The organism is Cedecea sp. B1(4) (genome assembly GCF_059414925.1).
The window spans coordinates 355,425-375,502 of sequence record NZ_JCAHMZ010000007.1 but is presented as its reverse complement, the minus strand read 5'-3'; the positions used below and the strand labels follow the sequence as shown (position 1 = coordinate 375,502).

Annotated in this window: 19 protein-coding genes; 16 read left to right on the top strand and 3 right to left on the bottom strand. The window is 53.0% G+C overall.

What is annotated here, in order from left to right; all coding sequences use genetic code 11:
• Nucleotide 1 precedes the first annotated feature (1 nt).
• Together rbsD and kup are read right to left on the bottom strand one after the other, a co-directional pair.
• On the bottom strand, nucleotides 2–421 hold the full coding sequence (gene rbsD, locus ACR6JA_RS17020) for a D-ribose pyranase (RefSeq protein WP_166878976.1): 420 nt from the start codon (nucleotides 419–421) through the stop codon (nucleotides 2–4).
• A gap of 214 nt (nucleotides 422–635) precedes the next feature.
• Nucleotides 636–2,504, bottom strand: a complete 1,869-nt coding sequence (gene kup, locus ACR6JA_RS17015) for a low affinity potassium transporter Kup (protein ID WP_213713435.1) — start codon at nucleotides 2,502–2,504, stop codon at nucleotides 636–638.
• Between the two features lie 224 nt (nucleotides 2,505–2,728).
• Between kup and ravA the strand changes: the two genes are divergently transcribed.
• Both ravA and viaA read left to right on the top strand, forming a co-directional pair.
• Nucleotides 2,729–4,222 carry an ATPase RavA gene (gene ravA / locus ACR6JA_RS17010; protein ID WP_494494240.1) on the top strand — a complete coding sequence of 498 codons (1,494 nt, stop codon included), beginning with the start codon at nucleotides 2,729–2,731 and terminating at the stop codon, nucleotides 4,220–4,222.
• Nucleotides 4,219–5,670 (top strand): ATPase RavA stimulator ViaA, encoded by a 1,452-nt coding sequence (viaA, locus tag ACR6JA_RS17005; RefSeq protein ID WP_494494239.1) that lies wholly within the window; start codon nucleotides 4,219–4,221, stop codon nucleotides 5,668–5,670. Before ravA ends, viaA begins: the two co-directional genes overlap by 4 nt.
• Nucleotides 5,671–5,673: 3 nt before the next feature.
• On the opposite strand, the gene asnA is transcribed toward viaA, so the two are convergent.
• Nucleotides 5,674–6,666: an aspartate--ammonia ligase gene (asnA, locus tag ACR6JA_RS17000; RefSeq protein WP_494494238.1), complete on the bottom strand. Its 993-nt coding sequence runs from the start codon at nucleotides 6,664–6,666 to the stop codon at nucleotides 5,674–5,676.
• Nucleotides 6,667–6,821: 155 nt separating this feature from the next.
• Here asnA and asnC point away from each other — a divergent pair, with 155 nt between their 5' ends.
• The 14 genes from asnC (at nucleotide 6,822) to glmU (ending at nucleotide 20,068) form a co-directional block, all read left to right on the top strand.
• Complete coding sequence (gene asnC / locus ACR6JA_RS16995) at nucleotides 6,822–7,280, top strand: transcriptional regulator AsnC (protein WP_008457765.1); 459 nt, start codon at nucleotides 6,822–6,824, stop codon at nucleotides 7,278–7,280.
• A gap of 89 nt (nucleotides 7,281–7,369) precedes the next feature.
• Nucleotides 7,370–7,819: an FMN-binding protein MioC gene (mioC, locus tag ACR6JA_RS16990; RefSeq protein ID WP_494494237.1), complete on the top strand. Its 450-nt coding sequence runs from the start codon at nucleotides 7,370–7,372 to the stop codon at nucleotides 7,817–7,819.
• A gap of 370 nt (nucleotides 7,820–8,189) precedes the next feature.
• The gene (mnmG, locus tag ACR6JA_RS16985; RefSeq protein WP_213713442.1) at nucleotides 8,190–10,079 is read left to right on the top strand and encodes a tRNA uridine-5-carboxymethylaminomethyl(34) synthesis enzyme MnmG; all 1,890 of its coding nucleotides are present in this window, start codon (nucleotides 8,190–8,192) and stop codon (nucleotides 10,077–10,079) included.
• 56 nt (nucleotides 10,080–10,135) lie between these two features.
• Nucleotides 10,136–10,759: a 16S rRNA (guanine(527)-N(7))-methyltransferase RsmG gene (gene rsmG, locus ACR6JA_RS16980; RefSeq protein WP_166878962.1), complete on the top strand. Its 624-nt coding sequence runs from the start codon at nucleotides 10,136–10,138 to the stop codon at nucleotides 10,757–10,759.
• 619 nt (nucleotides 10,760–11,378) lie between these two features.
• On the top strand, nucleotides 11,379–11,759 hold the full coding sequence (gene atpI, locus ACR6JA_RS16975; protein ID WP_008457755.1) for a F0F1 ATP synthase subunit I: 381 nt from the start codon (nucleotides 11,379–11,381) through the stop codon (nucleotides 11,757–11,759).
• An 8-nt stretch (nucleotides 11,760–11,767) separates the two neighbouring features.
• Complete coding sequence (atpB, locus tag ACR6JA_RS16970) at nucleotides 11,768–12,586, top strand: F0F1 ATP synthase subunit A (protein WP_039299003.1); 819 nt, start codon at nucleotides 11,768–11,770, stop codon at nucleotides 12,584–12,586.
• Nucleotides 12,587–12,633: 47 nt separating this feature from the next.
• Nucleotides 12,634–12,873 (top strand): F0F1 ATP synthase subunit C, encoded by a 240-nt coding sequence (atpE, locus tag ACR6JA_RS16965; protein WP_000429386.1) that lies wholly within the window; start codon nucleotides 12,634–12,636, stop codon nucleotides 12,871–12,873.
• Nucleotides 12,874–12,934: 61 nt separating this feature from the next.
• On the top strand, nucleotides 12,935–13,405 hold the full coding sequence (gene atpF / locus ACR6JA_RS16960; RefSeq protein WP_008457751.1) for a F0F1 ATP synthase subunit B: 471 nt from the start codon (nucleotides 12,935–12,937) through the stop codon (nucleotides 13,403–13,405).
• 14 nt (nucleotides 13,406–13,419) lie between these two features.
• The gene (gene atpH / locus ACR6JA_RS16955; RefSeq protein ID WP_039299001.1) at nucleotides 13,420–13,953 is read left to right on the top strand and encodes a F0F1 ATP synthase subunit delta; all 534 of its coding nucleotides are present in this window, start codon (nucleotides 13,420–13,422) and stop codon (nucleotides 13,951–13,953) included.
• A gap of 12 nt (nucleotides 13,954–13,965) precedes the next feature.
• Entirely contained in the window at nucleotides 13,966–15,507 is a 1,542-nt protein-coding gene (gene atpA, locus ACR6JA_RS16950) for a F0F1 ATP synthase subunit alpha (protein WP_008457747.1), read from the top strand.
• Nucleotides 15,508–15,557: 50 nt separating this feature from the next.
• Entirely contained in the window at nucleotides 15,558–16,421 is an 864-nt protein-coding gene (atpG, locus tag ACR6JA_RS16945; protein ID WP_008457744.1) for a F0F1 ATP synthase subunit gamma, read from the top strand.
• 158 nt (nucleotides 16,422–16,579) lie between these two features.
• The gene (gene atpD, locus ACR6JA_RS16940) at nucleotides 16,580–17,962 is read left to right on the top strand and encodes a F0F1 ATP synthase subunit beta (protein WP_008457741.1); all 1,383 of its coding nucleotides are present in this window, start codon (nucleotides 16,580–16,582) and stop codon (nucleotides 17,960–17,962) included.
• Nucleotides 17,963–17,981: 19 nt separating this feature from the next.
• Complete coding sequence (locus tag ACR6JA_RS16935; protein WP_008457739.1) at nucleotides 17,982–18,401, top strand: F0F1 ATP synthase subunit epsilon; 420 nt, start codon at nucleotides 17,982–17,984, stop codon at nucleotides 18,399–18,401.
• Between the two features lie 296 nt (nucleotides 18,402–18,697).
• Complete coding sequence (gene glmU / locus ACR6JA_RS16930; RefSeq protein ID WP_166994941.1) at nucleotides 18,698–20,068, top strand: bifunctional UDP-N-acetylglucosamine diphosphorylase/glucosamine-1-phosphate N-acetyltransferase GlmU; 1,371 nt, start codon at nucleotides 18,698–18,700, stop codon at nucleotides 20,066–20,068.
• The last annotated feature ends 10 nt before the right edge of the window (nucleotides 20,069–20,078 follow it).

Here is a 20,078-nt window from a genome sequence, read left to right as displayed (position 1 = left end):
CTCAGAAGGTTACGCCGGCACAGAGAATGATATTCGCATACGGGGAACACTCCCCGCTGCGAATAACCGCATGTGCATCCGCGGTGTGCTGCTTAAACTGCTCATGGCTGATGTAACGAATAGTTATGGTGTTTCCCTGGTGTTTTTGCAGTTGCTCAATATGGCTGAGCAACGTTTCGTGAAGCGCGGGATTATGTTGTTTGATTTCAGAAGCAATGATTGCCGCCTCAACCTGCATTTCCTGCGTTACCACATCCACGACCTGCATAAAGCCCGGAACGCCGTGGGTTAATGCCAAATCAATGCGCTGGGTATGGCGCGGAATTGGCAGCCCGGCATCGGCAATAACCAGTGAATCGGTGTGCCCCAGACGGGAGATAACGGCCGAAATATCAGCGTTAAGAACGGTACCTTTCTTCATTTTCCTGCTCCACTAGCGAAACGTTTCGCTGATAATGAGTGTAGGAAAAGAGCTGGCGGTTAAACAACCACCAGGTTAAAGAAGTGTGATCGACATCGAAACGTTTCGCTAATAAATGCAAAACGGTACTTGAGTACCGTTTTTTAGTCTTTGCGCCCTCTCCTTGTGGGAGAGGGTCGGGGTGAAGGCATCAGGCCAGTAAAGACTGGCTGACTTAAATCTCGACCTGGGTGCCCAGCTCGATAACCCTGTTCGGCGGGATCTCAAACTGGTCAGGCGCGCGCAGGGCATTTCGCTGCAGGGCGAGGAACAGCTTGCCGCGCAGGCGGAGATACCACGGACGTTTGCCGATAATCAGCGACTCATGCGACATGAAGAACGAGGTTTCCATCATCCGACAGCTTAAGCCTTCCAAACCGCAGCGGTGGAAAATCTCTTCCACGTTCGGCGTTTCACGCCAGCCGTAGCTGGCCACCACGCGCCAGAAGGTGGGTGACAGCTGCTCAATGGAAACGCGTTTAACGTTGTGAACGTATGGGGCATCTTCGGTGCGCAGCGTCAGCAATACGACTCGCTCATGCAGCACTTTGTTGTGCTTGAGGTTATGCAGCATGGCAAACGGGATCACGTTTAACGCGCGGGACATATAAACCGCGGTGCCCGGCACGCGAACCGGCGGAGACTTCTCAAGGGACGCAATCATCGCTTCCAGCGAGTTACCGTGCTCGTGCATACGGCGCAGCAGGCGGAAACGCTCGCTCTTCCACGTCGTCATGATGGTAAACATGACAAGCCCCAGCGTGAGCGGCAGCCAGCCGCCAGAGACGATTTTCTCGAGGTTAGCAGAGAACAGCGGCACGTCGATAAACAGGAAGCCCACGCACATCAGGAGCACGGCAATTTTATTCCAGTGCCAGTTTTTGCGCGCGACGGTGCAGCAGAGAATCGAGGTCAGCACCATCGTGCCGGTTACTGCGATCCCGTATGCCGCCGCCAGGTTACTTGAATGTTCGAAGCTAACGATGACGATCACCACGGCGATATACAGAATCCAGTTAATCGCTGGAATGTAAATCTGCCCGGACTCCATTTCCGAGGTATGGATGATGCGCATTGGCGAGAGATAACCCAGGCGAACCGCCTGACGCGTCAGCGAGAATACGCCGGAAATAACGGCCTGAGAGGCAATCACCGTTGCCAGCGTCGCCAGAACCAGGAGCGGGATTAGCGCCCAGTCAGGTGCCAGCAGGAAGAACGGGTTTTTAATCGCTTCCGGGTTCTTTAACAGCAGGGCACCCTGGCCAAAATAGTTCAGGACTAATGAAGGCAGAACCGCGATAAACCATGCGATGCGAATCGGGAGCTTACCGAAGTGCCCCATATCGGCATACAGCGCTTCAACGCCGGTGATTGCCAACACAACCGCCCCGAGAGCAACGAACGACACGGCTTTGTACTGCACGAAGAAATTCACCGCCCAGGTCGGGTTAAGCGCCAGCAGGACTTCCGGGTTGCCGATAATACTGCGCGCGCCCAGAACAGCGAGCGTCAGGAACCACAGCAGCATCACAGGAGCAAACAGCTTGCCCACCATCCCGGTGCCGTGCTTCTGAATCATAAACAGCAGCGTCAGAACAATAATAGAAAGGGGAACAATGTACTGATCGAGCTGCGGCGCGGCTATCTCAAGACCCTCAATGGCCGACATCACCGATATCGCCGGTGTGATAACCACCTCGCCGTAGAAGAAGCTGCCGCCAATCAACCCCATGATCACCAGCACAGAGGTCATTCGCGCCGTCGTATTACGCCCGGCAAGCGACATTAGCGTTAAGATCCCGCCTTCCCCGGCGTTATCCGCCCGCATCACGAAGGTGAGATATTTGATGGAGACGACCAGTACCAACAGCCAAAAAATTAACGACAAAAAGCCAAACACGGCGTCGCGTTCAACGCCAAACCCAAACTGCCCGGACAGACATTCACGAAGGGTATAAAGCGGGCTGGTACCAATATCACCGTACACAACCCCGATAGCAGCCAGCGTAACGGCCGGCAACGATTGTTTATTATCAGCGCTCATAGACTAATCTTTTGTTGGAATCCCGAAAACGTGTGCTTAGTCCCTTGGCCCACAAAACGGCGCACAGTATGCACGATAATTGTGTAAATCGTACTCCTAAATGCATTTGACTTATCTCAGCTCAAACGCTGCATGCGGCATAATCAGCACATTAACTGGCTAAAAATAAACGCTATACTCGCGTTTCTCCACAGGGTTAACCGCGTAAGGATGCAAAGCTAATTATGGCTCAATCACATTTGCTGGCTGAAAGAATTTCTCGTCTCAGCCAGGCGCTGGAAAAGGGACTTTTTGAACGTCAGCACGCCGTTCGTCTCTGTTTGCTGGCGGCGCTGAGCGGCGAAAGCGTCTTTTTACTTGGTCCGCCAGGCATTGCAAAAAGCCTGATCGCTCGCCGCCTGAAATTCGCCTTTCGCGAAGCGCGCGCCTTTGAATATCTAATGACTCGCTTCTCAACGCCAGAAGAAGTTTTTGGTCCGCTGTCTATTCAGGCGCTGAAAGATGAAGGCCGCTATGAGCGCCTGACCGCCGGCTACCTGCCGGAAGCCGAAATCGTGTTTCTGGATGAGATCTGGAAAGCCGGCCCAGCAATTCTAAACACACTGCTGACCGCCATTAACGAACGTCGCTTCCGCAACGGCGCCAGCGAAGACAAAATCCCCATGCGCCTGCTGGTGGCCGCCTCCAACGAATTGCCCGAAGCGGACAGCAGCCTGGAAGCGCTGTATGACCGTATGCTGATCCGCCTGTGGCTCGACAAAGTGCAGGACAAAGCGAATTTCCGCTCAATGCTCATCAGCCAGCACGACGAAAACTTTAATCCGGTCACCGAAAACCTGCAGGTTACCGATGAAGAATATTTCACCTGGCAGCAGCAAATTGGCGGCGTCGCGCTGCCGGACGACGTTTTTGAACTGATCTTCACCCTGAGGCAGCTGCTTGAGGCCACGCCGGGGGCACCTTATGTATCCGATCGCCGCTGGAAAAAAGCCATTCGCCTGCTGCAGGCCAGCGCCTTCTTTAACGGCCGCGATGCCGTGGCGCCTATCGATCTTATCCTGCTCAAAGACTGTCTGTGGCACGACACAGCAACCATGAATTTGATGCAGCAGCAGATTGAAGTTTTGATGACCGGACACGCGTGGCAGCAGCAGGCCATTCTGAGCAAACTCAGCGGCATCGTCCAGCGCCGCCTCCAGCTTCAGCAGCAAAGCAGCGATCGGGACGCTTTCACCGTGCTCAAGCAGACCGGTATGTTCAGCCGCAAGCCGCAGTACCAGCTCCCGGATGAAATAACCGGCGAAACGCTGACGCTTTTACTGCAAAAGCCGCTGAAACTGCACGATATTGAAGTGATTCATATCACCCTGGCGCATGAAGCGCTGGCGCAGTGGCTTAATAAAGGAGGCGAGATCCGCGGCAAGTTGAACGGCATTGGCTTTGCGCAGTTGCTTAACCTTGAAGTGGACAACAGCCTGTACCTGACCATTCGCGATGTTAGCCTTCAGGCCACACGGCTGGCGCTGCCGGGCCACCAGCAACAGGGCGTACCGGATGAGATCAAAAAGCAGTTTGACGATCTCGACGCCGCGTTACACCAGCAGCACGAGCGCTTTAACGATCAGCAAAAATGCCTGTTTATTGAAAGCGACTGGCTGGGAAAAATTGAAGCCAGCCTGCAAGACGTTGCGGCACAGCTGAAACAGGCCCGGCAATGATAAGCGTTGAAACGCTGGATATGATCCTGGCTATTGGTGAAGGCGAACTGATAGAAGAGATCATTATTACCCTGCTGGCTGCCCCGCAGCTGGCGGTGTTTTTCGAAAAATTCCCGCGTTTGAAAAAAGCAGTTAGTGAAGACTTACCTCGCTGGCGAGACCAGCTCAAAGGCCGCCTGAAGGACGGGCACGTCCCGGATGAGCTGGCGCAGGAAGTCCTTTGCTACCAGCAGAGTCAGTTACTCACCACCGGGCAGCTCATCATGCGGCTGCCGGAAATTATTCAGCTGCTGCATAAGCTCGGCTCGCCGTTCTATGAACAGGCCAAAACGCTGGTGGCTGATAACCCGCACTTCACCCCGGCGCAGCATACGCTGTTTCTGCAGCGCTGGCGGTTGAGCCTGGTTGTACAGGCCACGTCACTTAACCAGCAGCTGTTAGAAGACGAGCGCGACAAGCTGCTGGCGGAGATTCAGGAGCGGCTGGCACTTAGCGGGCAACTGGACCCCGCACTTGCCGAAAACGATAAAGCAGCGGGCAAGCTGTGGGACATGAGCGGCGGCACGCTCAAACGCGGGGACTATCAGCTGATTGTGCAATACGGCGAGTTTCTCACCGGCCAGCCGGAGCTGATGCAGCTTGCCGAACAGCTGGGCCGCTCCCGCGAGGCAAAATCCGTCCCGCGGAAAGATTCCCCCACGGAGCCCTGGCGTATGTTGGTGCGGGAACCTGCCACCGTGCCCGAACAGGTTGACGGCCTACAGCGCAGCGACGATATCCTGCGCCTGCTGCCGCCCGAATTGGCAACCCTGGGGATTACCGAACTGGAATTTGAGTTCTACCGCCGGCTGGTGGAGAAGCAACTGCTCACTTACCGTCTGCACGGTGACGCATGGCGTGAAAAAATCATCGAACGCCCGGTCGCCCATCAGGATTTTGACGAACAACCTCGCGGGCCATTTATTGTCTGCGTGGACACTTCCGGCTCCATGGGCGGGTTCAACGAGCAATGCGCAAAGGCTTTTTGCCTGGCGCTGATGCGCATTGCCCTCGCCGACAACCGGCGCTGTTTTATTATGCTGTTTTCCAGCGAAGTGGTGCGCTATGAGGTCAGCGGGCGGGATGGCATCAATCAGGCGATCCGTTTTTTAAGCCAGCACTTCAGCGGCGGGACGGATCTGGCCAGCTGTTTCCGCTCGATCCTGGAAAAAATGCAAACCGGAGACTGGCACGATGCCGATGCGGTGGTGATCTCAGATTTTATCGCCCAGCGGCTACCGGACGATGTCGTCAGCAGCGTGAAGGCGCTGCAGCGGCAGTATCAGAACCGCTTTCACGCGGTCGCCATGTCGGGGCATGGAAAACCCGGCATCATGCGCATCTTTGACCATATCTGGCGCTTTGACACCGGGATGAGAAGCCGCCTGCTGCGTCGCTGGCGGCGCTGAGACTTATAACAGATCGCTAACCTTAGCCTGCACTTCTGGCGACCAGACGCCGCACTGAACCTGCCCGATATGCGGCAGTTGAAGCAGCAGCATCGTCAGGCGGGACTGGCCAATGCCGCCGCCAATGGTTTGCGGCATTTCACCTTTCACCAGCGACTGGTGCCATTCGAGCTGGAGCCTGTCTTCATCTCCGGTGATCGCCAGCTGGCGCTTCAGGGTTGCCGCATCCACGCGGATCCCCATAGAAGAAAGCTCCAGCGCATCTTCCAGCACCGGGTTCCAGACAAGGATATCGCCGTTCAGCCCCGGTAAACCTGCTTCCCCGCCGGTTGACCAGTCATCATAATCCGGGGCGCGGACATCGTGACGTTTCCCGTCCGACAGCTTTCCCCCGATACCGATTAAGAAGACCGCGCCAAGTTCTTTAGCGATAGCCCGCTCGCGGCCTTTTGCGTCCAGACCAGGAAAGCGCTGCAATAACGTTTCGCTGTGAACAAAATGGATTTTCTCCGGCAGCAAGGCGGCCAGGCCAAACCTTTCACTCACTTCAGCTTCGGTAGCCTTAATTGCCGCCCAGATGCTCTCTACGGTTTGTTTTAGTGTGCCGGTGTGGCGTTCACCGTCACCCATCACACGTTCCCAGTCCCACTGATCGACATAGACCGAGTGAATCGGGGATAGACGGTCTTCATCGGGGCGAAGAGCTTTCATGTGCGTGTAAAGCCCTTCGCCCGCGCTGAAGTCGTGCTGGCCGAGCGTTTTTCTTTTCCATTTGGCCAGCGAATGCACCACTTCAAACTGCGCCTGCGGCAAGGTTTTCACCTTCACTTGCACTGCTTTCTCGCTGCCAGAAAGGTTGTCCTGTGTGCCATCCCCTACGCGGCTGAGGATCGGTGCCTGTACTTCTATCAGGCCCAGCTTCTCTTCCAGCTGACGGGAAAAATGGGTTTTCACAAAACTGATCTGACGTTGTTTAGCAATCCAGGCGGTTTTCATGGCTTTTCTCTTTGTTGTGGTGTTTCTGTCATCGATTAAGCAACAGAAACGTCACCGTATTCAATAATCAACAATAAAAAAGGCCAGCCTCTTTTTAATCGACGAATTTAAGGCTATAAAAAATGGAAAATCGGCATTTATCATAGGAAAAAGTGATGGATAATTATCAGATCGACAATCTCGATCGCGGCATACTCGAAGCATTAATGGCCAATGCCCGCACCGCATATGCAGAACTGGCCAAACAGTTTGGTGTCAGCCCGGGCACCATTCACGTCCGCGTCGAAAAGATGAAGCAGGCGGGGATAATTACCGGGGCGCGCATCGACATCAGCCCGAAGCAGCTCGGCTACGATGTCTGCTGCTTTATTGGCATCATTCTGAAAAGCGCCAAAGATTATCCCTCCGCCCTGACCAAGCTGGAAAACCTGGATGAGGTGACTGAGGCTTACTACACCACCGGCCACTACAGCATCTTTATTAAGGTGATGTGCCGATCCATTGATGCCCTCCAGCAGGTACTTATCAACAAGATCCAAACAATCGATGAAATTCAGTCCACTGAAACGCTGATCTCGCTGCAGAACCCGATCATGCGTACTATCCGGCCCTGATCGTTAATTTTAATACCCATATTATCCACAGGTAGATCCCCGCTCTTTCACAGCGTACAATACGCGACGATTTGAAAAGGCGGGACACAATGGCTGATATCACTCTGATTAGCGGCAGTACTCTGGGTAGTGCCGAATATGTAGCAGAACATCTGGCAGAGAAGCTTGAAGAAGCGGGACACGGCACTGAAATGCTGCATGGCCCTCTTTTAGAAGATCTTAAAGCCAGCGGTATCTGGCTGGTGGTCTCTTCCACACATGGTGCTGGCGATCTGCCGGACAACCTGCAGCCTTTCTATGACGCTATAAATGGACAGCGCCCGGATCTGAGCGACGTAAGCTATGGCGCGATCGGGATCGGCAGCCGTGAATACGACACGTTTTGCGGTGCTATAGAGAAGATCGATCTGCTTCTGACCGAATGTGGTGCAACCCGCATAGGATCCTTGCTCAAAATTAACATCCTCGATCACGACATTCCTGAGGATCCAGCCGAAATTTGGGTTGGTTCTTGGATTAATTTACTCCCTGAAGTGTAAAGATTGCGCGATCAGATGTGGATAACTCTGGTTAAAAGCTTGGATTAACCCGTAGTTATCCCAATAACAACCGCTGTTCACTTTTTGAGTTGTGCATAAACCTCAATTCTGATCCCAGCTTATACGGTCTGGGATCACCGGTAGTACACAGCAAACGATCCTTTCCAGGTTGTTGATCCTAAAATGGATAAATGGCTTATCCACAGAGGTGGTCGATCCTAATAAGAGATCACAATAAAGAGATCTTTAAATAAAAAAGATCTTCTTTTAATAACCGAAGATCCCGATGCTTTCTCGAAAGACTAAAGTTGAGTAGAATCCCCAGCCCGGGAAGTCACAAACCCTCATTCGCGAAACCGAGGCAGTTACCATGTTTTATCCAGATCCTTTTGACGTCATTATCATCGGCGGGGGTCATGCAGGCACAGAGGCGGCAATGGCCGCAGCTCGTATGGGTCAGCAGACCCTGCTTCTGACACACAATATCGACACGCTGGGACAGATGTCCTGTAACCCGGCTATTGGCGGTATTGGCAAGGGACATTTGGTTAAGGAAGTGGATGCTCTCGGTGGCTTGATGGCTACCGCGATCGATCATGCAGGTATTCAGTTTAGAATACTAAACGCCAGCAAAGGCCCGGCAGTCCGCGCCACTCGTGCTCAAGCAGACCGTGTGCTTTACCGGCAGGCCGTGCGCACCGCGCTGGAGAACCAGCCAAACCTGATGATTTTCCAGCAGGCTGTTGAAGATCTTATCGTTGAGAACGATCGTGTTGTCGGTGCGGTCACGCAGATGGGGCTTAAATTCCGCGCGAAAGCGGTTGTGCTGACGGTAGGCACCTTCCTGGATGGTAAGATCCACATCGGGCTGGATAACTACAGCGGCGGCCGTGCAGGCGATCCTCCATCGATCCCGCTCTCACGTCGCTTACGTGAACTGCCTCTGCGCGTCAGTCGCCTGAAAACCGGGACACCTCCGCGCATTGACGCCCGCACCATTGATTTCAGCGTACTTGCTCCGCAGCACGGAGATAACCCGATGCCGGTCTTCTCCTTCATGGGGAACGTGAACCAGCACCCGGAGCAGGTACCTTGCTACATCACGCATACCAATGAGCAAACTCACGAGGTCATTCGTAATAACCTCGACCGCAGTCCAATGTATGCAGGGATTATCGAAGGCATTGGTCCTCGTTACTGCCCGTCTATCGAAGACAAAGTGATGCGTTTTGCCGATCGCAACGCGCACCAAATCTTCCTGGAGCCTGAAGGGCTGACCAGCAACGAAATTTACCCGAACGGGATCTCCACCAGCCTGCCGTTTGACGTTCAGATGCAAATCGTTCGTTCGATGAAGGGAATGGAGAATGCGAAGATCGTTCGCCCAGGCTACGCGATTGAGTATGACTTTTTCGATCCGCGCGATCTGAAACCAACGCTGGAAAGCAAGTTTATCCAGGGGCTGTTTTTTGCTGGTCAGATCAACGGCACCACCGGTTACGAAGAAGCCGCTGCTCAGGGTTTGCTTGCTGGTCTCAATGCCGCACGCTTCTCTGCCGAGAAAGAGGGTTGGGCACCGCGTCGCGATCAGGCTTACCTTGGCGTGCTGGTCGATGACCTGTGCACTCTGGGGACCAAAGAACCGTACCGTATGTTTACTTCTCGGGCTGAATATCGCTTGATGCTGCGTGAAGATAACGCCGATCTGCGTCTTACCGAAGCAGGCCGTGAGCTGGGTCTGGTGGATGATGCTCGCTGGGCTCGTTTCAACGATAAGCTGGAAATGATCGAACGTGAGCGTCAGCGCCTGAAAGATATCTGGCTGCACCCGAACTCTGAGCAGGTAGCAGAGGTGAACGCGCAGCTCAGTGCCCCGCTTTCCAAAGAAGCTAACGGCGAAGATCTGCTGCGTCGTCCTGAAATGACCTACGCTGCGATGACGCAGCTGTCGACTTTTGCGCCCGGTCTGGAAGATCCTCAGGCTGCCGAACAGGTTGAGATCCAGGTTAAATACGAAGGCTACATCGCGCGGCAGCAGGACGAGATTGAAAAGCAGCAGCGTAATGAAAATACGGTACTGCCAGCTACGCTTGACTATAGTCAAGTTAGTGGGCTGTCTAACGAGGTGATCGCGAAGCTTAACGATCACAAACCGGTTTCAATTGGCCAGGCATCCCGTATTTCGGGGATCACCCCGGCAGCAATCTCTATTTTGCTTGTCTGGCTTAAAAAACAAGGACTGCTGCGACGCAGCGCTTAAAAACAGACGACCACAGGCCAGGCAAACCTGGCCTCTTTTTTTGATGGATTTACGACGTGCTGACTAAATTATCTCGCCTGCTGAAAGAAGCGGGCATCACTCTCCCTGAAAATCAGCAGCAGCAACTGGTGGGCTATGTTTCGCTGCTCGACAAATGGAACAAGGCCTATAACCTCACTTCGGTGCGTAATCCTGATGAAATGCTGGTGCGGCATATTCTGGATAGCATTGTTGTCGAACCGCATTTGCAGGGAAGCCGGTTCATCGATGTTGGCACTGGCCCTGGTCTTCCAGGGATCCCGCTGGCCATCGTGCGCCCTGATTCGCATTTCACCCTGCTGGACAGCCTCGGCAAACGTGTGCGATTCCTGCGTCAGGTACAGCACGAGCTGAAGCTGGAAAACATTACTCCTGTACAAAGCCGCGTGGAGGATTTTCCGGCGGAACCTCCGTTTGACGGCGTTATCAGCCGGGCTTTTGCCTCGCTAAGCGACATGGTGAACTGGTGTCACCATCTGCCTGCTGTGCACGGGAAGTTCTATGCGCTGAAAGGGGTGCGTCCGGACGAAGAAATTACCCAACTGCCTGCCGGATTCACCGTTGAAAATATCGTCAAACTCAACGTGCCGAGCCTGGAAGGGGAGAGGCATTTGGTGCTGATTAAGGCAAACAAAACTTAATATTTATCAAAAAACGACGCGATAGAGATGTTTCACTGAGGTTAAAAAGCAACGGGGCGAACGATGTAATGGTTGGTTACATTTAACTAATCTTTAACTCGGATTTATCCTGCTTTTAACTTAAAAGTGATTAATTACCAGGGTAATAATTTTATTCGAAAATATCATCCGGCTAAAATTATGCCGAAAAACGGCCTTTGTCGGATGTTAAAAGTTTAACTGGAATGTCAATGAAAGGTTTTTATGATGTTTCAGCTTGTTTTAAACAGAGTGCACATTAATCAGCTTAATTATCAGTCATCTGTAATTAGTGCTTTCTTAGGCGGCAAAATAATGTCTGCCGATAAGATGTTTAATTTGTGATCGTGTGCACGCTTTGCTGTCAGGGATTTCGGCTTATTTGCACTTTTTGAGGAAGCCGATGCGATTCACCAAAAGTCAGAAAACGGCTCTGCGGAAAATTAATTAAACATTTGTTCACCTTTTCGCTACTTATTGTTTGAAATCACTGGGCCGCACCGTATAATTTGCTCGCTTTTTGAGGCTTGACTCAGCGTCGCAAAGACAGTTTTATACGACACGCGACATACCTCATAGGTAGCAGGAGTTAGGAAACGTCATGTCTGTGTCGCTCTTGAGTAAGAACGTAGCCCGCAAGCTTCTGTTCATCCAACTTCTGGCTGTGGTAGCAATTGGACTGCTGTTTTGCCTTAAAGCTCCTTCTTGGGGCGCTTCCGCTCTCGGTGGAGGCCTGGCGGTTTGGTTGCCAAACGCGCTGTTTATGATTTTTGCCTGGCGTCATCAGGCGCATACACCCGCAAAAGGCCGCGTGGCCTGGACATTCGCTTTCGGCGAAGTGCTAAAGGTGATTGCGACCTTCATCATTTTAGTGGTGGCGCTGGCGTACTTTAAGGCGGTGGTATTGCCGCTAATAGTGACGTGGGTTTCGGTGCTGGTTGTGCAGATACTCGCACCAGCTGTAATTAACAACAAAGGGTAAGAGGCATCATGTCTGCAGGAGAAATCTCTACACCGCAGGAGTATATAGGTCACCACCTGAATAACCTTCAGTTGGACCTGCGTACTTTCTCGCTGGTGGATCCGCATAACCCCCCGGCTACCTTCTGGACGCTCAACATCGACTCCATGTTCTTCTCAGTATTTCTGGGTCTGGTGTTTTTGGTGTTGTTCCGCAAAGTGGCGAAAACCGCAACTAGCGGCGTTCCGGGTAAATTCCAGACTTTTGTAGAGCTGATCATCGGCTTTGTGCATGGCAGCGTGAAAGACATGTACCATGGCAAAAGCAAGGTTATCGCTCCACTCGCCCTGACGATTTTCGTCTGGGTCTTCCTGATGAACTTGATGGATCTGTTGCCTATCGATCTGCTGCCATACATTGGTGAGCATATCTTTGGCCTGCCAGCCCTGCGCGTGGTGCCGTCTGCGGACGTGAATATCACCCTGTCTATGGCGCTAGGCGTGTTTATCCTCATTCTGTTCTACAGCATCAAAATGAAAGGCATTGGCGGCTTCACGAAAGAGCTGACGCTGCAGCCGTTCAATCACTGGGCATTTATTCCTGTCAACTTAATCCTTGAAGGGGTAAGCCTGCTGTCCAAACCTGTATCTCTGGGTCTGCGACTGTTCGGCAACATGTATGCCGGTGAGCTGATTTTCATTCTGATTGCAGGTCTGTTGCCGTGGTGGTCACAGTGGATTCTGAATGTGCCGTGGGCCATTTTCCACATCCTGATTATTACGCTGCAAGCCTTCATCTTCATGGTTCTGACGATCGTCTATCTGTCGATGGCGTCTGAAGAACATTAATTTACTTACCACTACTGCGTTTAACTGAAACAAACTTGGAGACTGTCATGGAAAACCTGAATATGGATCTGCTGTACATGGCTGCCGCTGTGATGATGGGTCTGGCGGCAATCGGTGCTGCGATCGGTATCGGCATCCTCGGGGGCAAATTCCTGGAAGGCGCTGCACGCCAACCAGATCTGATTCCACTGCTGCGTACTCAGTTCTTTATCGTTATGGGTCTGGTGGATGCAATCCCAATGATCGCTGTTGGTCTGGGTCTGTACGTGATGTTCGCCGTCGCCTAGTGAGCGATGTTTGAGTCATCTAGTAATATCAGAACGTTAACTAACAAAGAGGCATTGTGCTGTGAACATTAACGCAACAATCCTCGGCCAGGCCATCGCGTTTGTCCTGTTTGTTCTGTTCTGCATGAAGTACGTATGGCCGCCATTAATGGCAGCCATCGAGAAGCGTCAGAAAGAAATTGCTGACGGTCTTGCTTCTGCAGAACGTGCTCAAAAGGACCTTGACCTTGCACAGGCCAACGCGACCGACCAGCTGAAAAAAGCCAAAGCGGAAGCTCAGGTGATCATTGAGCAGGCGAACAAACGCCGTGCCCAGATCCTTGATGAAGCGAAAACTGAGGCAGAGCAGGAACGTAATAAAATCGTTGGGCAGGCTCAGGCAGAAATCGACGCTGAGCGTAAACGCGCTCGTGAAGAGCTGCGTAAGCAGGTCGCTCTGCTGGCTATTGCCGGTGCCGAGAAGATAATCGAACGTTCCGTAGATGAAGCTGCTAACAGCGACATCGTCGATAAACTGGTCGCTGAACTGTAAGGAGGGAGGGGCTGATGTCTGAATTTGTTACTGTAGCTCGCCCCTACGCCAAAGCAGCTTTTGACTTTGCCGTCGAACACCAGAGCGTAGACCGCTGGCAGAATATGCTGGCGTTTGCTGCCGAGGTAACGAAAAACGAACAAATGGAAGAGCTTCTTTCCGGTGCCCTGGCACCAGAAACGCTCGCAGATTCGTTCATCGCCATTTGCGGCGAGCAGCTGGACGCCAACGGCCAGAACCTGATTAAGGTGATGGCTGATAACGGTCGTTTAAAAGCGCTCCCGGATGTTCTTGAGCAGTTCGCGCATTTACGCGCGCTGAGTGAAGCGATTGCAGAGGTTCAGGTAACCTCCGCGGCTGAACTTAGCCATGAACAGCTTGCAAACATTACGTCCGCAATGGAAAAACGTCTGTCACGCAAAGTTAAGCTGAATTGCAAAATCGATAAGTCTGTTATGGCGGGCGTTATCATCCAGTCGGGTGATATGGTCATTGACGGTAGCGTACGCGGCCGTCTTGAACGCCTTGCAGACGTCTTGCAGTCTTAAGGGGACTGGAGCATGCAACTGAATTCCACCGAAATCAGCGAACTGATCAAGCAGCGCATTGCTCAGTTCAATGTTGTGAGCGAAGCTCATAACGAAGGTACAATTGTTTCTGTAAGTGACGGTATTATCCGCGTTCACGGCCTGGCCGATTGTATGCAGGGTGAGATGATTTCCCTGCCGGGTAACCGTTACGCTATCGCACTGAACCTGGAGCGCGACTCCGTAGGTGCTGTAGTTATGGGCCCATACGCTGACCTTGCCGAAGGCATGAAGGTTAAGTGTACTGGCCGTATTCTGGAAGTTCCGGTTGGCCGTGGCCTGTTGGGCCGCGTGGTGAACACCCTGGGTGCACCAATCGACGGTAAAGGTCCGGTTGATAACGATGGCTTCTCGCCAATCGAAGTTATCGCGCCAGGCGTAATCGAACGTCAGTCCGTCGACCAGCCGGTTCAGACCGGTTATAAATCCGTCGATGCGATGATTCCAATCGGCCGTGGCCAGCGTGAGCTGATCATCGGTGACCGTCAGACCGGTAAAACCGCGATGGCAATCGATGCCATCATCAACCAGCGTGACTCCGGTATTAAATGTGTGTACGTGGCTATCGGCCAGAAAGCGTCCACCATTTCTAACGTAGTTCGTAAACTGGAAGAGCACGGCGCACTGTCCAACACCATCGTTGTTGTGGCAACTGCTTCTGAATCCGCTGCACTGCAATACCTGGCACCATATGCTGGTTGCGCAATGGGCGAATACTTCCGTGACCGCGGTGAAGATGCGCTGATCGTATACGATGACCTGTCTAAACAGGCTGTTGCTTATCGTCAGGTTTCCCTGCTGCTTCGTCGTCCACCAGGTCGTGAAGCGTTCCCGGGCGACGTGTTCTACCTCCACTCCCGTCTGCTGGAGCGCGCATCCCGCGTTAACGCGGAATACGTGGAAGCTTTCACCAAAGGTGAAGTTAAAGGTAAAACCGGCTCCCTGACCGCTCTGCCGATCATCGAAACCCAGGCGGGTGACGTTTCTGCGTTCGTTCCAACCAACGTAATTTCGATTACCGATGGTCAGATCTTCCTGGAAACCAACCTGTTTAACTCCGGTATTCGTCCGGCAGTTAACCCAGGTATTTCGGTATCTCGTGTTGGTGGTGCTGCTCAGACCAAGATCATCAAGAAACTGTCCGGTGGTATTCGTACCGCGCTGGCACAGTATCGTGAACTGGCTGCGTTCTCTCAGTTCGCATCCGATCTGGATGAAGCCACCCGTAAACAGCTGAGCCACGGTCAGAAAGTGACCGAACTGCTGAAACAGAAACAGTATGCCCCAATGTCTGTTGCACAACAGGGCCTGGTGCTGTTCGCGGCTGAACGCGGTTACCTCGAAGACGTGGAACTGGCGAAAATCGGTAGCTTCGAAGCCGCTCTGCTGGCTTACGCTGACCGTGATCACGCTCCGCTGATGCAAGAAATTAACCAGACCGGTGGCTATAACGACGAGATCGAAGGCAAGCTGAAAGGCATCCTCGACTCCTTTAAAGCAACCCAGTCCTGGTAACGTCTGGCGGCTTGCTCTAGGGCAAGCCGCAAGGCATTGAGGAGAAGCTCATGGCCGGCGCAAAAGAGATACGTAGTAAGATCGCAAGCGTCCAGAACACGCAGAAGATCACCAAAGCGATGGAGATGGTCGCCGCTTCCAAAATGCGTAAATCGCAGGATCGCATGGCGGCCAGCCGTCCTTATGCAGATACCATGCGCAAAGTGATTGGTCACCTTGCGAACGGTAATCTGGAATATAAGCACCCATACCTGGAAGAACGCGACGTTAAGCGCGTGGGCTACCTGGTGGTGTCGACCGATCGTGGTTTGTGCGGCGGTTTGAACATTAACTTGTTCAAAAAAGTGCTGGCGGATATGAAAGAGTGGTCCGATAAGGGCGTTCAGAGCGAACTCGCGATGATCGGCTCTAAAGGCGTTTCTTTCTTCAACTCCGTTGGCGGCAACGTGGTTGCTCAGGTTACCGGCATGGGAGATACCCCTTCCCTGTCTGAACTGATCGGCCCGGTGAAAGTGATGCTGCAAGCCTACGACGAAGGTCGTCTGGACAAGCTGTACGTTGTCAGCAACAAATTTGTTAACACCATGTCTCAGGTTCCGACCATCACTCAGCTGCTGCCGTTACCGGCATCAGAAGATGAGGATCTGAAGCGTAAATCCTGGGACTACCTGTACGAACCGGACCCGAAAGCGCTGCTGGACACCCTCCTGCGTCGTTATGTTGAGTCTCAGGTTTATCAGGGCGTCGTAGAAAACCTGGCCAGCGAGCAGGCCGCACGTATGGTGGCGATGAAAGCCGCAACCGATAACGGCGGCAGCCTGATTAAAGAGCTGCGGTTGGTATACAACAAAGCTCGTCAGGCCAGCATTACTCAGGAACTTACCGAAATCGTCGGTGGTGCGTCCGCGGTTTAAACCAGGTTTATTACCCTAAATAGTTCGGTTTGCAGAAAGACGCCAACTGAGCAAATCCTCAAGAGCTTACTTCAGTAAGTGACTGAGGTGAGGGAAGGCAGTCAACGCATCTGCAAATTGAAATATGACGGGTAAACGAATTACGTAGAGGATTCAAGATGGCTACTGGAAAGATTGTCCAGGTAATCGGCGCCGTGGTGGACGTCGAGTTCCCTCAGGACGGCGTACCGCGCGTTTATGACGCGCTTGAGGTACAGAACAACAATGAGAAGCTGGTGCTGGAAGTTCAGCAGCAGCTCGGCGGCGGTATCGTGCGTACCATCGCAATGGGTTCCTCCGACGGTCTGCGTCGCGGTCTGCAAGTCAATGACCTCGAGCACCCGATCGAAGTCCCGGTAGGTAAAGCGACCCTGGGCCGTATCATGAACGTACTGGGTCAGCCAATCGACATGAAAGGCGACATCGGCGAAGAAGACCGTTGGGCTATTCACCGTGCAGCACCTTCCTACGAAGAGCTGTCCAGCTCTCAGGAACTGCTGGAAACCGGCATCAAAGTTATCGACCTGATTTGTCCGTTCGCTAAGGGCGGTAAAGTTGGTCTGTTCGGTGGTGCGGGCGTAGGTAAAACCGTAAACATGATGGAGCTGATCCGTAACATCGCGATCGAGCACTCCGGTTATTCCGTGTTTGCGGGCGTGGGTGAACGTACTCGTGAGGGTAACGACTTCTACCACGAAATGACCGACTCCAACGTTCTGGATAAAGTAGCACTGGTTTACGGCCAGATGAACGAGCCACCAGGTAACCGTCTGCGCGTAGCGCTGACCGGTCTGACCATCGCGGAAAAATTCCGTGACGAAGGCCGCGACGTTCTGCTGTTCGTTGATAACATCTACCGTTATACCCTGGCCGGTACAGAAGTATCTGCACTGCTGGGTCGTATGCCTTCTGCGGTAGGTTATCAGCCAACTCTGGCAGAAGAGATGGGTGTTCTTCAGGAGCGTATTACCTCCACCAAGACCGGTTCTATCACCTCCGTACAGGCCGTTTACGTTCCTGCGGATGACTTGACTGACCCGTCTCCGGCGACCACCTTTGCGCACCTGGACTCAACCGTTACGCTGAGCCGTCAGATCGCATCTCTGGGTATTTACCCGGCAGTTGACCCGCTGGACTCCACCAGCCGTCAGCTGGATCCACTGGTTGTTGGTCAGGAGCACTACGATACCGCGCGTGGCGTTCAGTCTATCCTGCAGCGTTACCAGGAACTGAAAGACATCATCGCGATTCTGGGTATGGACGAACTGTCCGAAGAAGACAAACTGGTGGTAGCACGTGCGCGTAAGATCCAGCGCTTCCTGTCTCAGCCATTCTTCGTAGCAGAAGTCTTTACCGGTTCTCCAGGCAAATACGTTTCGCTGAAAGATACCATCCGTGGCTTTAAAGGCATCATGGACGGCGAATACGACCATCTGCCAGAGCAGGCGTTCTACATGGTTGGCTCCATCGACGAAGCCGTTGAGAAAGCGAAAAAACTTTAACGCCTAATCGGAGGGTGACATGGCTATGACTTACCACCTGGACGTCGTCAGCGCGGAGCAGCAAATGTTCTCCGGTCTGGTCGAGAAGATCCAGGTAACGGGTAGCGAAGGTGAGCTGGGTATCTACCCTGGCCACGCCCCGCTGCTCACCGCCATTAAGCCTGGTATGATTCGCATCGTTAAACAGCACGGACATGAAGAGTTTATCTACCTGTCCGGCGGTGTTCTGGAAGTTCAGCCGGGTAACGTAACCGTCCTGGCTGACACCGCGATTCGCGGTCAGGATCTCGACGAAGCGCGTGCCCTGGAAGCGAAACGCAAAGCTGAAGAGCACATGCACAGCTCCCACGGTGACGTGGATTACGCTCAGGCTTCTGCTGAACTGGCTAAAGCGATCGCCAAACTGCGCGTTATCGAGTTAACCAAAAAAGCGATGTAACTACCTGCTTGAAAAGACAAATGCCAGTCCGGGAAACCTGACTGGCATTTTTTTATTCCTCAGCTTTATTCCATGCTCAAAATAACCATAAAACCAGCTAGATAGCGGTTTTCTCGGGGTGTTTAGCCCCTATTTCGGCCTTAATTCTCATGGATTCTGCCGCGATTACTGCTATAAAAGACGCAGATAATCTCAAGGCGGTGAAATTAGCAGCAGCGTATTTTTTGGTGCAAAATATGTAGAATTTTCAAGGCTAAATCGCTTTACTTCACACACTAAACAGATTCAGGACACGTATGTCAAACAGCGCAATGAGCGTGGTTATCCTTGCCGCCGGCAAAGGAACCCGCATGTACTCAGATCTTCCAAAGGTGCTGCACACGCTGGCTGGGAAGCCAATGGTTCAGCATGTCATTGATGCCGCTAATAAATTAGGTGCTCAGCGGGTGAACCTGGTGTATGGCCACGGCGGGGATCTGCTAAAGCAAACCCTGAACGACGGCTCGCTTAACTGGGTACTGCAGGCGGAGCAGCTGGGAACCGGCCACGCGATGCAGATGGCGGCGCCGTTCTTTGCCGATGACGAAGACATTCTGATGCTGTACGGCGATGTGCCGCTGATCTCCGTCGAAACTTTACAGCGCCTGCGTGAAGCTAAACCGCAGGGCGGCATTGGTTTGCTGACCGTTAAGCTTGATGATCCGACCGGCTATGGCCGCATTGCGCGGGAAAATGGCAAGGTCGTTGGCATCGTTGAGCATAAAGACGCCAGCGAAGAACAGCGCAAAATCAATGAAATCAACACCGGGATTCTGGTGGCTAACGGCGCAGATCTGAAGCGCTGGCTCGGCAAGCTGGATAACAACAACGCCCAGGGCGAGTTTTACATCACGGACATTATTGCCCTGGCTCATGGTGAAGGCCGTGAAATTGCCGCCGTTCATCCGGATCGACTGAGTGAAGTCGAAGGCGTGAATAACCGCCTGCAGCTTTCTCGCCTGGAACGCGTTTACCAGACGGAGCAGGCCGATAAGCTGCTGCTGGCGGGCGTTATGCTCCGCGATCCGGCTCGGTTCGATCTGCGCGGTGAATTCACGCACGGGCGCGATGTTGAAATAGATACTAATGTCATTGTGGAAGGTCGCGTTACGCTGGGTAACCGCGTGAAGATCGGGACCGGCTGCGTGATTAAAAATGCCGTCATCGGTGATGACTGCGAAATCAGTCCGTATACGGTTATTGAAGATGCGACGCTTGAAGCCGCCTGCACCATCGGGCCATTTGCCCGCCTGCGCCCTGGCGCGGAACTGGCGGAAGGCGCTCACGTGGGCAACTTCGTTGAAATGAAGAAAGCTCGTCTGGGGAAAGGTTCCAAAGCGGGCCATTTGAGCTACCTCGGTGATGCCGAAATTGGCGACAACGTGAACATCGGTGCGGGCACAATTACCTGCAATTACGACGGCGCGAACAAACATAAAACGATCATTGGTGATGACGTGTTTGTTGGCTCTGATACTCAACTGGTGGCCCCGGTCACTGTGGCCAGCGGTGTCACAATTGGCGCCGGGACGACAGTGACGCGCGACATTGCTGAAAATGAACTGGTGATCAGCCGCGTAAAACAGAAACATATTCAGGGCTGGCAGCGTCCGGTTAAGAAAAAGTAATCTCCCCTCA

Excerpts from the sequence above, each read along its gene's own strand:
- atpB (WP_039299003.1), top strand. The coding sequence starts at position 11,768 with ATGTCTGCAGGAGAAATCTCTACACCGCAGGAGTATATAGGTCACCAC.
- rbsD (WP_166878976.1), bottom strand. The coding sequence starts at position 421 with ATGAAGAAAGGTACCGTTCTTAACGCTGATATTTCGGCCGTTATCTCC.
- atpD (WP_008457741.1), top strand. The coding sequence starts at position 16,580 with ATGGCTACTGGAAAGATTGTCCAGGTAATCGGCGCCGTGGTGGACGTC.
- asnC (WP_008457765.1), top strand. The coding sequence starts at position 6,822 with ATGGATAATTATCAGATCGACAATCTCGATCGCGGCATACTCGAAGCA.
- ravA (WP_494494240.1), top strand. The coding sequence starts at position 2,729 with ATGGCTCAATCACATTTGCTGGCTGAAAGAATTTCTCGTCTCAGCCAG.
- atpI (WP_008457755.1), top strand. The coding sequence starts at position 11,379 with ATGTCTGTGTCGCTCTTGAGTAAGAACGTAGCCCGCAAGCTTCTGTTC.
- atpE (WP_000429386.1), top strand. The coding sequence starts at position 12,634 with ATGGAAAACCTGAATATGGATCTGCTGTACATGGCTGCCGCTGTGATG.
- mnmG (WP_213713442.1), top strand. The coding sequence starts at position 8,190 with ATGTTTTATCCAGATCCTTTTGACGTCATTATCATCGGCGGGGGTCAT.
- mioC (WP_494494237.1), top strand. The coding sequence starts at position 7,370 with ATGGCTGATATCACTCTGATTAGCGGCAGTACTCTGGGTAGTGCCGAA.
- atpA (WP_008457747.1), top strand. The coding sequence starts at position 13,966 with ATGCAACTGAATTCCACCGAAATCAGCGAACTGATCAAGCAGCGCATT.
- atpG (WP_008457744.1), top strand. The coding sequence starts at position 15,558 with ATGGCCGGCGCAAAAGAGATACGTAGTAAGATCGCAAGCGTCCAGAAC.
- asnA (WP_494494238.1), bottom strand. The coding sequence starts at position 6,666 with ATGAAAACCGCCTGGATTGCTAAACAACGTCAGATCAGTTTTGTGAAA.
- ACR6JA_RS16935 (WP_008457739.1), top strand. The coding sequence starts at position 17,982 with ATGGCTATGACTTACCACCTGGACGTCGTCAGCGCGGAGCAGCAAATG.
- atpH (WP_039299001.1), top strand. The coding sequence starts at position 13,420 with ATGTCTGAATTTGTTACTGTAGCTCGCCCCTACGCCAAAGCAGCTTTT.
- glmU (WP_166994941.1), top strand. The coding sequence starts at position 18,698 with ATGTCAAACAGCGCAATGAGCGTGGTTATCCTTGCCGCCGGCAAAGGA.
- kup (WP_213713435.1), bottom strand. The coding sequence starts at position 2,504 with ATGAGCGCTGATAATAAACAATCGTTGCCGGCCGTTACGCTGGCTGCT.
- viaA (WP_494494239.1), top strand. The coding sequence starts at position 4,219 with ATGATAAGCGTTGAAACGCTGGATATGATCCTGGCTATTGGTGAAGGC.